General features: G+C 38.8%; 15 protein-coding genes. 12 read left to right on the top strand and 3 right to left on the bottom strand.

Going from position 1 to position 15958, the window contains the following annotated elements; all coding sequences use genetic code 11:
• Window positions 1-17 precede the first annotated feature (17 nt).
• The gene (gene glcD, locus MKX72_RS13365) at window positions 18-1430 is read left to right on the top strand and encodes a glycolate oxidase subunit GlcD (RefSeq protein ID WP_155008057.1); all 1413 of its coding nucleotides are present in this window, start codon (window positions 18-20) and stop codon (window positions 1428-1430) included.
• Window positions 1427-2746, top strand: coding sequence for a (Fe-S)-binding protein (locus MKX72_RS13360; RefSeq protein ID WP_155008058.1), 1320 nt, complete (start codon window positions 1427-1429; stop codon window positions 2744-2746). Before glcD ends, MKX72_RS13360 begins: the two co-directional genes overlap by 4 nt.
• A 27-nt stretch (window positions 2747-2773) precedes the next feature.
• On the opposite strand, the gene MKX72_RS13355 is transcribed toward MKX72_RS13360, so the two are convergent.
• Window positions 2774-3778 carry an LLM class flavin-dependent oxidoreductase gene (locus MKX72_RS13355; protein ID WP_155008059.1) on the bottom strand — a complete coding sequence of 335 codons (1005 nt, stop codon included), beginning with the start codon at window positions 3776-3778 and terminating at the stop codon, window positions 2774-2776.
• A 233-nt stretch (window positions 3779-4011) separates the two neighbouring features.
• On the opposite strand from MKX72_RS13355, the gene MKX72_RS13350 reads away from it, so the two are divergent.
• The 4 genes from MKX72_RS13350 (at window position 4012) to MKX72_RS13335 (ending at window position 7185) form a co-directional block, all read left to right on the top strand.
• Complete coding sequence (locus MKX72_RS13350) at window positions 4012-4647, top strand: DUF1796 family putative cysteine peptidase (RefSeq protein ID WP_033579187.1); 636 nt, start codon at window positions 4012-4014, stop codon at window positions 4645-4647.
• Between the two features lie 88 nt (window positions 4648-4735).
• The gene (locus tag MKX72_RS13345; protein ID WP_013083437.1) at window positions 4736-5017 is read left to right on the top strand and encodes a hypothetical protein; all 282 of its coding nucleotides are present in this window, start codon (window positions 4736-4738) and stop codon (window positions 5015-5017) included.
• 99 nt (window positions 5018-5116) lie between these two features.
• A complete protein-coding gene (locus MKX72_RS13340; RefSeq protein WP_028413100.1) occupies window positions 5117-5521 on the top strand; it encodes a YkvA family protein in 405 nt (134 codons plus the stop codon).
• A 707-nt stretch (window positions 5522-6228) separates the two neighbouring features.
• Window positions 6229-7185: an AEC family transporter gene (locus MKX72_RS13335; RefSeq protein ID WP_028408284.1), complete on the top strand. Its 957-nt coding sequence runs from the start codon at window positions 6229-6231 to the stop codon at window positions 7183-7185.
• Window positions 7186-7253: 68 nt separating this feature from the next.
• Here MKX72_RS13335 and MKX72_RS13330 read toward each other — a convergent pair whose 3' ends face one another.
• Complete coding sequence (locus MKX72_RS13330; protein ID WP_098626633.1) at window positions 7254-8123, bottom strand: LysR family transcriptional regulator; 870 nt, start codon at window positions 8121-8123, stop codon at window positions 7254-7256.
• A 113-nt stretch (window positions 8124-8236) separates the two neighbouring features.
• Here MKX72_RS13330 and MKX72_RS13325 point away from each other — a divergent pair, with 113 nt between their 5' ends.
• Genes MKX72_RS13325 through MKX72_RS13310 form a run of 4 tightly spaced genes read left to right on the top strand, consistent with a single transcriptional unit; the run spans window position 8237 to window position 10975 of the window.
• The gene (locus MKX72_RS13325; protein ID WP_154972998.1) at window positions 8237-8806 is read left to right on the top strand and encodes a non-oxidative hydroxyarylic acid decarboxylases subunit B; all 570 of its coding nucleotides are present in this window, start codon (window positions 8237-8239) and stop codon (window positions 8804-8806) included.
• A gap of 14 nt (window positions 8807-8820) precedes the next feature.
• Window positions 8821-10242, top strand: coding sequence for a non-oxidative hydroxyarylic acid decarboxylases subunit C (locus tag MKX72_RS13320; RefSeq protein WP_028413103.1), 1422 nt, complete (start codon window positions 8821-8823; stop codon window positions 10240-10242).
• Window positions 10243-10258: 16 nt separating this feature from the next.
• Complete coding sequence (locus MKX72_RS13315) at window positions 10259-10483, top strand: non-oxidative hydroxyarylic acid decarboxylases subunit D (RefSeq protein WP_028413104.1); 225 nt, start codon at window positions 10259-10261, stop codon at window positions 10481-10483.
• 21 nt (window positions 10484-10504) lie between these two features.
• Window positions 10505-10975, top strand: coding sequence for a hypothetical protein (locus tag MKX72_RS13310; protein ID WP_155008060.1), 471 nt, complete (start codon window positions 10505-10507; stop codon window positions 10973-10975).
• A gap of 17 nt (window positions 10976-10992) precedes the next feature.
• Here the strand turns inward: MKX72_RS13310 and MKX72_RS13305 are convergent, their stop codons facing one another.
• Entirely contained in the window at window positions 10993-13071 is a 2079-nt protein-coding gene (locus tag MKX72_RS13305) for a helix-turn-helix domain-containing protein (protein WP_155008061.1), read from the bottom strand.
• Between the two features lie 169 nt (window positions 13072-13240).
• On the opposite strand from MKX72_RS13305, the gene MKX72_RS13300 reads away from it, so the two are divergent.
• Both MKX72_RS13300 and MKX72_RS13295 read left to right on the top strand, forming a co-directional pair.
• Entirely contained in the window at window positions 13241-14464 is a 1224-nt protein-coding gene (locus tag MKX72_RS13300) for an MFS transporter (protein WP_340759894.1), read from the top strand.
• A 23-nt stretch (window positions 14465-14487) separates the two neighbouring features.
• Entirely contained in the window at window positions 14488-15939 is a 1452-nt protein-coding gene (locus MKX72_RS13295; RefSeq protein ID WP_155008062.1) for a M20 family metallopeptidase, read from the top strand.
• Window positions 15940-15958: the final 19 nt, after the last annotated feature.

Genomic DNA, 15958 nt, shown 5'->3' with positions numbered 1-15958 from the left:
ATATAAGGAGGAACGTTATGCTTAATGAACGAACAAAAGCAAAGCTCATTGAAGTTGTAGGATCGGCCAACTTTCAAGATAGCAGTGAAGCAAGACTCGTATATTCTTATGACGCAACCCCTAACTTTCAGTCGCTTCCTGATGCAGTTATTATGCCTGAAAACAAAGATCAAGTGAAAAGAATTTTAACGATATGCAATGAAGATCACGTTCCTATTGTGCCAAGAGGTTCTGGCACAAATTTAAGCGCAGGAACGTGTCCCACGCAAGGCGGAATTGTTCTTACCTTTAACCGGATGAATAAAATTTTGGAAATTGATGAAGAAAATTTAACCGCTACCGTGCAGCCGGGTGTTATTACGTTAGACTTAATTAATGCCGTAGAGGCAAAAGGTTTATTTTATCCTCCTGATCCAAGCTCTATGAAAATATCAACCATTGGAGGAAACATCAATGAATGCTCAGGAGGATTACGAGGCTTAAAATACGGAGTAACAAAAGATTACGTTCTTGGTCTTGAAGTAATTCTTGCAAACGGCGATTGTATTAAGACAGGAGGCAAGCTGGCTAAAGATGTAGCTGGCTACGATTTAACGAACTTGTTTGTTGGTTCTGAAGGAACGCTGGGCGTCGTGACAGAAGCGATTTTAAAGCTCATTCCAATACCTGAAACAAAACAAACTCTGCTTGCGCTGTTTGAAGACATGGACGCAGCTGCCAAGACGGTTTCAGCAATTATCGCCAATAAGATTATTCCGGCTACGCTTGAATTTTTAGATCAGCCGACGTGTGAAGTAGTAGAAGATTTTGCCCAAGTTGGGCTTCCAACTGATGTAAACGCTGTCTTATTGATTGAACAAGATGGCCCGCCAGAAGTGGTGAAGCGCGATATTGAAATGATTTCACGCATCTGCAGCGAAGGAAAGGCTGTATCGGTGAAAGTAGCGGCTTCGCAAGCAGAAGCAGAAGCGTTAAGTACAGCAAGAAGATCAGCTCTTTCTGCTTTAGCACGAATGAAGCCAACGACGATTTTAGAAGACGCAACCGTTCCGCGGTCCAAAATTAGTGAAATGGTCAAAGCGATTAATGAAATTGCTGTAAAATACAACGTTAAAATCTGTACGTTTGGTCATGCGGGAGACGGAAATCTGCATCCGACTTGCTTAACAGATGCGCGTGACGAAGAGGAGCTTCACCAAGTCGAACAAGCTTTTGAAGCAATTTTTCATAAAGCCATTGAGCTTGGAGGAACGATTACAGGTGAACATGGAGTCGGAGAAATGAAAGCACCGTATTTAGCATTGAAGATGGGCGGAGAAGGAGTAGCTGCGATGAAAGCAATTAAGTATGCTTTGGACCCGCAAGGAATTATGAATCCAGGAAAAATTTTTGCTAAAGACACGAGAAAAAGAGTGGTGGTTCGTTCATGACGGCAACAAAAGACATTCAGCAAGCGTTTAAAGAACGGTTAGATTATGACGAGTTAATGAATTGTATGAGATGCGGTTTTTGTTTGCCAAGCTGTCCGACGTATGGGCAAACCAATCAATATGAAGCAGCGTCACCGCGCGGAAGAATTGCTTTGATGAAAGGAGTTGTAGATGGCCTTATTGAACCGGATGAATCCGTTGAAAAACAATTGAACCTTTGCCTTGGCTGCCGAGCGTGTGAGCCTGTTTGTCCTTCGGGTGTGAAGTACGGACACTTATTAGAAGAAGCGCGTGATATTATTCAGCAGAAAAAACGACATAAATGGCCGATAAAAGCGCTCAGGCATATGGTGTTTGAACAGCTTTTCCCGCATAAAGAACGATTAAAAAATGTACATTCCCTGCTTGCTTTCTATCAAAGAAGCGGCTTGCAAAAAGCTGTTCAAAAAACAAATATATTAAACGTCCTGCCCGGTAATTTAGCACAAATGGAAAAAACGCTTCCGCCTGTGCCAACAAAAAAAGAAATGAAGAAACGTCCTTTTTTATTTGAAGCAGAAGGAACAAGAGAGCGTACGGTTGCTTTTTTTACAGGGTGTTTAATGGATACGATGTTTATGGAGACAAACAACGCGACGATTGCACTTTTACAAAAAGCGGGGTGTAAGGTCGTTATACCAGAGGTGCAGACGTGCTGTGGCGCCCTGCATGCGCACGGCGGAGAAAAAGATCAGGCAAAGAAGTTAGCGAAGCAAAATATTATGGCGTTTGAATCCATTCAAGCGGATGATATTGTTCTTAATGCAGGCGGCTGTGGTGCGCTGTTGGTGGAATACGATCATCTATTAAAAGATGAGCCGGAATGGAAAGAAAGAGCAGCGGTCTTTTCTGCAAAAGTCAAAGATTTTTCAGAGATTTTATTGCAGCAGCAGTTTGTGGAAAAACAAAAGTTATCGCTTCCAAGTCAAATTATTACGTATCAAGACTCGTGTCATTTAAGAAACGTGATGAAAACGTCCAGCGCACCGAGAAAACTGATCCAAGCAATTAACGGCACGGTGTTTAATGAAATGGAAAATGCGGATCATTGCTGCGGCTCAGCTGGTATTTATAACTTAACGGAACAAGAGATGTCTATGCAAATTTTAGATTATAAAATGGAAAAAGTGAAAGAAGCCCATGCCCATACAATTGTAACAGCAAACCCGGGCTGTCTCATTCAAATGAAACTAGGCGTAGTCAGAGAAGGAGTAGAAGAAAGTGTAAGGGCCGTTCATCTTGCAGATTTACTTCTTGAAGCAGTAGAAAGCAAATAAAAAGGCCGGACGTGTCCGGCCTTTTTATTATTTGAACAGCTGAGAAACAATTTCGTACGAACGAAGGCGAGCTTTGTGATCGTAAATTTGAGCGTTAATCATCAGTTCATCTGCTTCTGTTTCTTCAATAAACTGTTCCAGCTTGACTTTAATCGTCTCAGGGCTTCCGACAATAGAAGAGCCCAGCTGCTGTTGAAGAGAAGCTTTTTCAAAGTCAGTCCATAGTTCATCCATATTATCCACAGGAGCTTTTAGTTTACCCGGTGTGTTTCGAATTAAATTTAGAAACTGCTGTTGCATAGAAGTAGCCAAGCGTTCAGCTTCTCTATCTGTATCAGCAGCGATTACGTTTACACCTAACATTGCATATGGTTTCTCTAACACGTCGGACGGCTTAAAATAACGACGGTACATGTTAAGAGCTGTCATTGTATTATTAGGCGAAAAGTGACTTGCAAATGAAAATGGCAAGCCTAGCTGTGCAGAAAGCTGTGCGCTAAAACCGCTTGAGCCAAGGAGCCAAATCGGAATATTTAAACCTTGACCGGGAACAGCTTTAACACGTATCTGACTTTCTGAAGCAGGTTTAAAGTATTCTTGCAGTTCGGCCAGCTGTTCTGGGAAGTCACTGCCGTCGCTTCTGCGGTCGCGTCGCAGCGCCTGCGCTGTCAGCTGATCTGTCCCTGGTGCTCTTCCTAAGCCTAAATCAATACGTCCTGGAAATAGTGATTCAAGCGTACCAAAATGCTCAGCAATAACAAGCGGAGAATGGTTAGGAAGCATAATGCCGCCAGAGCCTACGCGAATGCGTGACGTGCCTCCAGCGACATGACCAATTACAACAGATGTAGCGGAGCTTGCGATACCTGTCATATTATGATGTTCAGCTAGCCAATAGCGGTTATACCCCCATTTTTCAGCGTGCTGAGCTAAATCTAATGTATTTCTAAGTGAGTCAGATACAGTTCCTCCTTCAACTACAGGAGAAAGATCTAACACGGAAATCGGAATATCTTTTAATGCTTTACTCATCAATTTCATCTTCTTTCTTTAAAGACTTCATAGGCCTTGTTATTTCAATGGAATACAAGTATTTTAACAAGAATCTTTCGAGTTCCAAAATATTTTGCTTCGGTTGTTTTTTTTAATTCCTTACTCTTTTATTACACAAGCTCCTAAAACGCAAAAAGCTTGTACGGTATAAGGCAGAAGCCGCCTCTTTCTATAAAAGACTGTCATATTTTATAGAAGAAGGGAGGATGAATATGGTTACTTTAAATGAACTAAAAAGCAAGCAGTACGATATGATATACAGTTTAGGCTATAACTGTTTTCCAGGGATATATATGAAAAAATATTCTTTGCGAAAACAAGCCGGGGTGATTGATTGGTGTATTAGCATTTCTCTTTCTCATGTCAATCAGCTGTTGAAAAATCGCTGTAAAGACTTATTTGTATATGAACACTTAACCTATATCAGTTCTTTCGGAGATGGTTCCACGCTTAGACTGCGTGATAAGGTGTATCAAATTGATTCTGCTCATGATTTTCCGTCGTCTATTAATACGGAGACTAACTGGCTTTCATATAATGAAGTCAAAGAAAAATATGAACGGAGAACGGAGCGATTTTTAACGTCAATGGAGACCAGTTCTTGTATATTGTTTATTCGTATGGGTGGAACGTATGAAGAAGCGAAAGAATTAGAGCATGTTTTAAAGGGAATGGTCAAAAACGATTTCTATATACTGCTGCTGACAAACAGTGAAAAAGAGCTTTTATCCGAAGCTAACTGGGACTTGCCTTATACATGTGTTTTACATGCACCTATTTTTTCAATGGACGTGCTGCGCGATGATAAAGTATGGGAAGAGCTCTTAAGCGGGCTTGTTATAAAATAAAAGAAACACTTTTTGTGTAATACGGGAATGAAAAAGCTCGTTTTTTTCATAGACTTTGTTATATCTGTGTATCAAAGGAGATGAAAAGATGGAGTCCAATGTGCGGAAGGCGATAAAAGAAATTGTATGGCTGCTGCTAGAACAAGATCAGCGTTGGAATGAGTATCTAGTACAGCTGGAGGATTTGAAAATACAAGTGGATTTGAATAGTTCCGCATATGAAGTCCTGAGAAAGATGACGGGTAATTACGAAGTGCTGCTTGAACATATGGATCTCATTCAGCAGTTTGAAAATCATTCTAAAAGTGAAACGGCGCTGAATGACTTAGTTACTATCGTTATGAAGCATTACTCATTAAAAAATTCATAAGCCTGCTTTGTGCAGGTTTATGGAGTTTAAGCTCTCAATGGAATTCAGTAGAGATTATCGTTTATAATAAGTACATATGGTGATGAGAGGGTGATCGATATGGAAGAGAAACAAGAAATTGTACCCGTTCGTACAGAGGAAACAGCCAAATATTATTCGGAAGAAAAATTTTGGGACAAGCTTAAAAAGTTTGGTAAAAAAGCGGGAGCAAACGTTGTTTATGCCGTACTGCTTTTATACTACACGCTGCAAAAACCTGATATTCCTCCAAAAGCAAAAGCAGTCATTATAGGAGCGTTAGGTTATTTTATTCTTCCTTTAGATTTAATTCCGGACTTTGCAGCAGGAGTTGGATTTACAGATGATTTAGGAGCTCTGGGGCTTGCATTGATTCAAGTTGCCATGTACATTGATGAAGATGTTAAACTGAAAGCAAAAGAAAAAATCAAAACGTGGTTTTCAGAAGAACACAATTTTTCCATTATTGATGCTAAAATAAAGTAACGTTATGATCAAAATGTCATTATTAAATAAAGTGAGCAAAAGAAGGTGATAGATGAATCATCTTCTTTTTAACCGATAATATATAGGTCTTTATGGCTATTTTAATCCGTTTTATGTAAAAAAAACAGGATTAAAATATTTTTTTCATTAAAATTTTAAGCAATGTAATTGAATAATTCCCCTACAAATGTTAAGTTAAAACATGTTCATAAATTCGTCACAGAAAGCAATATACAAATAAGTAAGATAGTTTGTAAAAACTTTGTGAAATTATGGAGCTTTTTAACTGAGAGTTTCAAACTCTTAGAGATTCTTCCTCATCAATCAGAAGTCGCTTTCTTTCGTCACAAGATTAAGCATCTTTCATTTGAAGGTGTTTTTTTTCAGCCTAAGTAAGCCAACAACATGATTGTATGACAAGTTTTTACTAAGGTTGTAGAGTTACTGTATTGTATGACAAGTTTTATGTGATTTGATGTTGATTAAATGAACAGTTTCGAAGTAAATAAATGATTGCAGAAAAACAAAGTCCATGCGTTTTCATGAACCATTATACGTTACTTCATATTTGTAGAGATGTTTAGCAAAAGGGGAGATGAATGGCCTGACGTAAACAATATCCATAGACAAGCCTTAGAAGATAATTATCTTTCTAAGAAAGCAAATTTATATGATTGATTCTAATCTAAACAATGGAGTGTTCAAAAATGGAAATTAGTCAAATCTTTATTATTTTAACCCCAATCTTTTTTGTTATTTTGCTAGGTTATTTAGCAGGATATTTTAAAAAGTTTGATGCAACAACATCTAAAGGGTTAAATACGCTTGTAACAAAATTTGCGTTACCTGCACATCTATTCGTTGGTATTACAACAACATCAAAACAAACGCTTATTGAAAAATGGCCGTTTTTACTAGCATTAGTTCTTGGTATTATTGGATTTTATGTTCTTTTCTTACTTGTTGCAAAATATGTATTCAAATACTCACTAACAGGCGCGTCTATGTTCTCTTTAAACTCTACGCAGCCAACGTTTGCGTTTATGGGTATTCCCGTATTAGGTAGCTTGTTTGGCGCGGATGTAGTAGCAATTCCAATCGCTATTACGGGTATCGTAGTAAATGCGATGCTTGATCCTTTAGCAACTATTATTGGTACGGTTGGACAGCGCGAAAGAAGTGAAGGGGATTCTGAAGAAAGCTTATTTAAAGTAACGATTAAATCAATCTTACACGGTCTTTCTGAACCGTTAGCTTGTGTTCCGTTAATCGCAGTAGTATTAGTGCTATGTGGGTTCCAATCTCCAGATTTACTATCAAGCAGTTTAGATCAAATTGGTTCAATTACATCTGGTGCGGCACTATTCGCAGTTGGGGTAACAATTGGTATCCGTAAAATTCAATTTAGCCCAGCGGCATTTGGTATTGCGATTTTAAAAGTGGCTATTCAGCCGCTTGTAATGTTAGGAATTGCAACAGCAATGGGTCTATCATCAGCTGACATCGTAAAATTAGTGTTATTAGTAGCGTTCCCAGGTTCAGCTGTAGCAGCGATGATTTCAGTGCGCTTTGATAGCCTAGCTGGTGAAACAGCTTCAGCATTCGTACTTAGTGCCATTATGTCACTTGTTACATTACCGCTATTAATTTCTTGGTTAATGTAGTCACATATATCAATATAAAATAAAAAAGGCTTTGCTATTTTAGCAAAGCCTTTTTTGTGCATCTATACTTAAAAAAGCTTTAAAAATTCTTGAGCGATTTTGGGGAGATAACTATCGGTACGCCACGTAACTAAAGGCTCAATTACAAATGGATTATCTTCTATGCTTAAAATTTTAATATGTTCTAGCGAAAAAGAAGATAGCATCGAATAAGGAACAATAGCAGCACCAAGGCCACGACATACTAAATTAAGAAGCATCGCTGAGTCATGGCATTCGCATAAAATGGTAGGTGTTATATCCATCTTTTTAAATTCCTTTATAATGCGATTGTATATGCTTATTTCCCGATTTGAACGAAGAAGAATAAGAGGGAGAGAAGCGATTTCAGCGACTGAAATCTTTTCTGTTGCATAACTACTTTCTTTGGGAACTGCTACAACAAAGACATCTGGTGCAAGTGTTTTTGTTTTTACCTGTTGATAAGGTAAGTCTGTAGTGGTGACTGCTACATCAATCTTTCCATCCGTCAACAACTCGTTTAAATGAGCTGGTTCGTTTTCATAGATATTAAAAGTACTGTTTGGATACTGTTTTTGAATAAGAGCTAGCTTATCGAGAACCGTTGATGCACAGTAGATTGTACATCCGACTTCAAGCTTTTCATTTGTTACGTTTTTACATTCCTGTACTTCCAATACTGATTTTTCGACCCTTTGCACAATTTCTTTCGCTCGTTTTAAAAAAAGCTCTCCTTCTGCCGTTAACAATAAGCGCTTGTTATTGTTTCGTTCAAAAAGCAAAAGGCCCAGCTCATTTTCGAGCTGCTTTAGCTGTCTGCTTAATGGAGGCTGAGCCATGTGCAGACGCTTGGCTGCTTTAGTTACATTTAATTCTTCAGCTATGACAATAAAATAATGCAGCTGTCTTAATTCCACTATATTCAACTCCATACTTTAAAGGTATTATTATATACTTTATCAATATTTTAATTGTATGGAAAATAAGTGTAAAGTTAAATGTGTAACCAAAGCAGAGAGGAGGAAAAGAAATGAAAATAGCTGTAGGAATAACAGGAGCCACAGGAGCTATTCTAGGTATTCGAATTTTAGAGCTTTTGAAGAAGGCTTCTGTTGAAACGCATTTAGTCATGTCGTCTTGGGCTCATGCCACAATTAAGCTGGAAACACCGTATAGCGTTAGGCAAGTAGAAGAGCTAGCAGATTATTGTTATTCATATCAAGACCAAGCAGCAAAAATTTCGAGCGGTTCATTTCGTATAGACGGAATGATTGTAAGTCCTTGCAGCATGAAAACATTAGCATCTATTCGAATGGGACTAGCAGATAACTTAATAGCAAGAACGGCAGATGTGATGTTAAAAGAAAGAAAGCCACTGGTGCTACTTCCTCGAGAAACGCCTTTGAATACGATTCATTTAGAAAACATGCTGGATCTCTCAAAAATGGGAGCTATCCTCGTGCCTCCTATGCCAGCTTTTTATAACAAACCTGAGACAATTGATGATATTGTCACACATATTGCTGTTCGAACGTTAGATCAATTAGGAATTGAGCTTCCTGAGGCAAAAAGATGGAATGGAATTAAACATTTATCATAAGGAGGAAAATAAACATGGCTTATAAAGACTTTAGAGATTTCCTTGATACGCTACATAAAGAAGGGCAGCTGCTGACGATTACAGATGAAGTGCAGCCAGATCCGGATTTAGGTTCAGCAGGTCAAGCCATCAGTAATTTAGGAGATCAAACGCCGGGATTATTATTTACAAATATTTATGGATATAACAACGCAAAGGTAGCCCTAAACGTAATGGGTTCCTGGTCAAATCACGCGTTAATGATGGGACTCCCTAAATCAACTCCTGTAAAAGAACAGTTCTTTGAGTTTGCTCGGAGATATGAAAAATTTCCTGTTAAAGTGAAAAGAGAAGAAACAGCGCCATTTCATGAGTGTGAAATTAAAGATGATATTAACTTATTCGACCTTTTGCCATTGTTTCGCTTGAATCAAGGAGACGGAGGCTACTATCTAGATAAAGCGTGCGTTATTTCTCGTGATCAGCATGATAAGGCGCATTTCGGCAAACAAAACGTAGGTATATATCGTATGCAGGTCAAAGGGAAAGACCGTCTAGGCATTCAGCCCGTGCCACAGCATGATATTGCCATTCACTTGAAACAAGCCGAAGAAAAAGGTGAAAACCTCCCTGTATCAATTGCTTTAGGATGTGAACCCGCGATTGTCACAGCAGCTGCTACGCCGCTTCATTACGATCAATCAGAGTATGAAATGGCAGGAGCTATTCAAGGTGAGCCGTACAGAATTGTGAAGTCTCAGCTTTCTGATTTAGATGTACCTTGGGGAGCAGAAGTGATTTTAGAGGGAGAAATCTTAGCTGGTGAACGTGAGTATGAGGGTCCTTTTGGTGAATTTACAGGTCATTACTCCGGTGGCAGAAGCATGCCTGTTATCAAAATCAATCGCGTATACCATCGCAAAGATCCTATTTTTGAAAGTCTATATATCGGTATGCCTTGGACAGAAACAGATTATTTAATTGGAATCAATACAAGCGTTCCTTTATATCAGCAGCTAAAAGAAGCATATCCTGAAGAGATTGAAGCGGTGAACGCGATGTATACTCATGGTCTCGTTGCTATCATTTCAACGAAAAGCCGATACGGAGGATTTGCTAAGGCGGTTGGTATGAGGGCATTGACTACGCCGCATGGATTAGGATATTGCAAGCTAGTTATTTTAGTAGACGAAGATGTGGATCCGTTTAATTTACCGCAAGTCATGTGGGCGCTATCGACAAAAATGCACCCAAAACATGATGTTATAACAGTGCCTAATCTCTCAGTTCTGCCACTTGATCCAGGATCTGATCCGGCTGGTATTACAGATAAAATGATTTTGGATGCTACAACACCGGTTGCACCAGAAACAAGAGGCCACTACTCGCAGCCTTTAGATACACCACTTGAAACTGAAAAATGGGAAAAAATCTTAACGAATATGATGCAAAAATAAACAAGGAGGAATCGACATGCATACTTGTCCAAGATGTGAAGCCAAACAAGCGAACTTAGTATCTAAATCACCAGTTGAAGGAGCCTGGGAGATTTACTTATGCAACGTGTGTTTGTTTACCTGGCGTTCTTCTGAACCTGAGACGATCACCAATCCTGAAAAATACCCTCGACCATTTAAAATCAATCCAAAAGACGTACCGCTGGCAACGCATGTGCCTCCTGTGCCACCCCGATCTTAATCAGCAAAGGTGGTAAGTAAAATGAATAAAGCAGAGCTGCCAAAAGCCGTGCGCGTATTTTTAAATGGAAAAGATCTAGAAAGGAAACAGCATGCTGCGATGCTGCTATCTACAGTGACATCCGAGGGGTTTCCTCATGTAGCAATGATTAGCGCAGGAGAGCTGGTAGCTATTAGCTCTTCGCGCGTCAAGCTGTTAGTATGGAAAGATACCACGTCTTCAAAAAACATGATACAGAATCATAAGGCAACCGTTACATTAGTTATTGAAGGCAAAGCTTATTACATTAAATTTTGGCTAAAAAAAGAAGCTCCTGTGTTATCAGGCTATGAGCTATTTACGGGAGAAGTAGCCGCTGTTAAAGAAGATTACGCAAAATATGCAGTTTTAACATCGGGCATTCAATTTCAGCTTCATGATTCCAAAGAGGTACTGAGCCGCTGGAAGCAATCAATTAAGGCTGTTCTTTCTACTGAAAAAACCGATTCTTAAAAATAAGAATCGGTTTTTCAGCTGTAGTGAAATTTTTTCAAATAGCACGCTAGCTGCACTTTTAATAGATGTTCACTATTTGTAAATGATATGCTCATCTTATCTTCGATTTTCTTCAACCGCTGATAGAGTGTATTAACGTGAATATGAAGCTGCTTAGCTGTAAGTGAAGCCGAGCGGTTGTTATCAAAATACGCTTCTAGCGTTTGTTCTAAAGGTTCATCGTTCAAATGATTGTTTTTAAGAGGGACAAATACTTCATCAATAAAGGTTTTGACTTCTTCTTTCGATTGATTAATAAATAGCCGGTTAATTCCTATTTCCTCATACAACATGCATCCATCTTGCTGCTGAGACAGAAGGTAAGAGACAGCTTTTTCAGCTTCACTATAACTCTTTTCTATTTGGGTAAAGTGAGAATAACGACTTCCAATCCCTATTTTTACATGACATTCATTGTAGTAACGCCATTTTGAGAGTGAATCTTCTAATTGTTTGATAATAGCATGATGGTCTTCATAAGAATCAAGCGTGAACACAATGGTTACTTTCGTGTCGAATCCGTATACGACCGGCGCTTTTAAGCTGAAAACCGATTTGATGTCAGATACAAGGCGATGAAGATGTAAGTTTAAGAGCTGCAGGTCCGCCTGTGAACGAATGGTAATAAGAGCGACTAGAATATGCTTTTTTGTATCAATGTTTAGCTCATTTGCTTTTTGATACAGTAAAGTGGTGTCATAACATGATAAGTATTCACTAAATAGTTCATGCGTTCGCTTGTAAAATAAATCGACTAACGTTTGTTTTTTCAGCATTTCTAGTGCAATAACAGAGCTGCTTTGTTCGAGTGCCACTTGATCTAGAGAGGAAAGATCTTCTTGATTTGTCTGCAGAATAACTAACCCTAAGAGCGTATCAATGCCGTGTATCGGTTGAATGTAGACGCTGTGCTTCTGGTTGTGTGACTCAATAGTATAAAAGCAAGCTTTTGTATGTAAAACAAAATGCGTGTGAAATTCAGCTGTTTTTGTGTCTACATCAAGAAATTTTAAAAAGCCATAGGTCTTATTATCAACAAAATCTACAATGGTGACGGGAGATGTAACCATTCGGCGTAATTCGGTAAGTATCGGTTCAATTCCTTTACTTTGAAGTGAAACGTTCATGAATGTGCGATGAATTTGATCGCGACGTATTAAAAGTTCATTTTGTTTTTTTACATCTTCAAAAAGCGCTGAGTTTAAGAGAGCAATCGAAACTTGATCGGAAAAGCTTTCTAACAATTCTTTATCCTCTTCATTTAAAAGAGGAGTTGTACCGTTTTGATAAATAATGAGTACGCATACCGTTTGTTCTTCCATGCAAATTGGGACAGAAATAATAGATTGAATGTGTGTAAATGTATAGGACTGATTAAGATAGTGAATATTATCGTCAGTCATAGTAGAAGAATCGCGTACTATATCCTCTAAGTTCGTATACATATAGCTTTTATTATGCTGAAATGTCTTTCCGATAATTCCTTCGCCAACTTTCATTTTCATGTTTTGAATTTCATTGTTTGGCCCCCCGGACCAGGCGCGAGGCAAAAGAAATTCAGTGGAAGAATCAAACATCCACAGCACGCCCATATCCGCAACAGAAATAACTGAAAGAGCATTTTCTAGAATTCTTGTTAATAGATAGTCAGAGTCTTGTAAAAGCGAGATTTCCTTAATGCTTTTCATAAGTACGTTCAAAATGTGCTCATGCCGCTCTAGCTTTTTTTGCAGCACATAAGGAGAAAAGTTAGCGGATAGCTTCTTTATTTGTTGTGGTGTCCAGTCATGCTTAGCAAATATGCGAACAACAAACGCATACCGGTTTGGAAAGGATAAGTAAATTTCTTCGAACTCTTCATATGCGATATGCTTTTGAAAGGAATCACTGCCGTTATGTAGGCTAGTGGGAGGAGTGTAAGTCAGGGATGAGCATAAAGAACTGGAAAAAATCATGTTAAAATTTGCAGAATCAATACTTGTCCAAATTTGATAAGAACTGTTTTTAATAATAGATGTAAGATAACCTTTCATATTAGCTAATAAATCACTCATATTAACAACCCCTTATAGACTACTTAATGTAAAAAAATACATAGTTATAGTTCTTATTATATATAAATGCACATTGAAAAAATAGTCAGAATTTTTTAATATTTATGTAACAAATCGATTTGTTACAAAACATTACATTAAATGAAATAAAAAGGAGATGAGTGCGTTTATGCTAGCAAGGTCGAACTGGAAATACATCATTTTATTTTTATTATTTTTAGGCTGGTCGCTTGGAAACTTAGATCGTTTTATTATTAATTACGCTATTTTAGATATCTCGAAAGATCTACACCTTAATGCTTCTTCTACAGGCATCATCTTAAGCAGTTTTTTTGCAGGATATGCACTGATGCAAATACCTGGTGGGTGGCTAGCAGACCGCTTTGGGTTTAAAAAAGTCATTACAATCGCCGTGCTTTTATGGTCTTTGTTTACGGTTTTTACCGGAATGGCCTGGTCTTTTGCTTCTATTATTATCATTCGCTTTTTATTTGGATTAGGGGAAGAGAGCTATTTTCCATCTGCGTCAAAAGGAATCGCAGGGTGGTTTCCTCAGCAAGAACGCAGTAGAGCCATGTCTTTTTTGTTATCGTCAGGTACGATTATGGGCGTGGTGACACCGATTCTGGCGACGCAACTGATGCAAACAATAAGCTGGAGAAGTATCTTTTATATCATAGGAGCCATCGGGCTTGTTATTACAGTTCTGTTTGTTTTTTTACTAAAAGAAAAGCAGCAGGGGGAAAAAAGAGAGGCTTCTGCTATTCCTGCTAAGCAGATGACATTAAAAGAAATTATCAAAACCCCGATGATTTGGAATTTATTTATTGCCTATTTCAGTATTTACGCTATTAACTGGGGGCTCATGTCGTGGATGCCTACATATTTAGCCGAAGTAAGACATTTGAATTTAACGGACATCGGTTTTCTTTCCGCTATCCCAGCATTTGTAGGCATTATAGGAATGTTTGTTAGCGGCTTTATTTTAGACAAGCTTCCAGAAGGAAAAGACAAGACGATAGCAGCGGTTTTTGGTTTACTGATGGGCGTTTTTCTTTGCTTAATGGCTATTTCACCTAGCGTAGGCATGTTTATCGTTTTTCAAAGCGCAGTAACTTTACTGTTTTCATTTAATGTGATTTTAATCGCTTCAGCTCCTTTAAAAATGTTGCCTGAATCAGTGGTCGGTTCAGCAAATGGTTTTATTAATACAGGGGCTCAAGCAGCCGGCGTATTAACACCAATGCTTATTGGTTTTTTAGTACAGTCGTTTGGCGGGTCTTATAATGCAGCGTTTGCTTTATTAATTATCTGCGCTCTTGTCTGTGCTATTTCGTTGTTTTCGATTCGACCTGCAAAAGTGGTAGTGAACGCACAAAATGCTGTTAAATAATGAGGGAAAAAGGAGAGTGTCTCATGGATATTGTCAAAAAAGTCGAACAACTTATTGAACAAAAGCGACACGAGCTAACTCAAATCAGTGATCAAATATGGGAATATGCAGAAACGAGGTTTGAAGAGTATAAGTCGGCACAGCTAATTTGCGACATGTTAGAAAAAGAAGAGTTTACGCTTCGTACACATATTGCTAACCTTGAAACAGGTTTTATTGGAAGTTACGGGCACGGTTATCCGATTATCGCTATTCTTGGTGAATATGATGCGCTTACCGGGCTGAGTCAAAAAGATAAGTGTGCAGTAGCAGATCCAGTCAAAAAAAATGGAAATGGCCATGGGTGTGGACATAACCTACTTGGCGTAGGCTCACTAGCAGCTGCGCTTGCAGTCAAAGAATACTTAAAAGAAAAAAATGTTCCGGGAACCGTTCGATACTATGGATGTCCAGCTGAAGAAAGTGGCTACGGAAAGACGTATATGGTACGAGAAGGATTTTTCCAAGATGTAGACATCGCGTTTTCGTGGCATCCGGCTACCGTTAATGGTGTCATGCATACGTCATCGAATGCGGTTATGCAAGCAACTTTTAAATTTAAAGGAAGAAGCAGTCATGCAGCTGCTAGTCCTCACCTTGGCAGAAGCGCTTTAGACGCTGTAGAGTTGATGAATATTGGTGTGAATTATTTGCGTGAACATATGATAGATGAAGCGCGCGTACACTATGCCATTACAAACAGCGGAGGCATTTCTCCTAATGTTGTTCAAGCAGAAGCGGAAGTCATGTACTTAATTCGTGCTCCGAAGCCATCTCAAGTAAAAGAACTTTATGAACGGGTTGTGAAAATTGCAAAGGGAGCGGCTTTAATGACTGAAACACAAATGGAACAGGAAATTCAAGGAGCCTGCGCTAATCTAATTCCAAATCAAACAATGGAGCAGCTGATGCATAAACAAATGATGCAGATAAATTTGGCTGAGGTGAAACATGAAGAAATAGTCTTTGCCAAAGCTATTTACGAGTCTACATCCGCTGAAGACAAAGAAGCAGCAAAAAAACAAGTGGGTTCACTGCTAGACAGAGCTTTAGCAAATCATCCAGTCTTCAATCAAATTGCTCCTATGTCTAAAAATGTTTCCTTCATGACAGGATCAACTGATGTTGCAGACGTTAGCTGGAATGTTCCCACTGCACAGTGCGTGACCGCAACGTGGGCTTATGCTACGCCGTTTCATACATGGCAAGCTGTTGCTCAAGGGAAAACGGAGTATGCCCATGATGCGATGTTATTGGCTGGAAAATCCATCGCGGCTACGGCGATTGAAATGATAGAAAATCAAGAGCTGATTAGTCAAGCGAAACAAGAGCTGGAGGATAGACTAGAAGGGGAAAGCTATGAATGTCTTGTGCCTTCACATATACAGCCACCTAATTACTCAGAAAGTGAGGAGGAAGACTACAGCATGGTATAAAAAACGAAGCGGGAAAAAC

This window comes from Priestia sp. FSL R5-0597 (genome assembly GCF_038006305.1).
GTDB lineage: Bacteria > Bacillota > Bacilli > Bacillales > Bacillaceae_H > Priestia > Priestia zanthoxyli.
The sequence above is the reverse complement of the archived record's forward strand: the minus strand, read 5'-3'. Positions and strand labels throughout refer to the sequence as shown.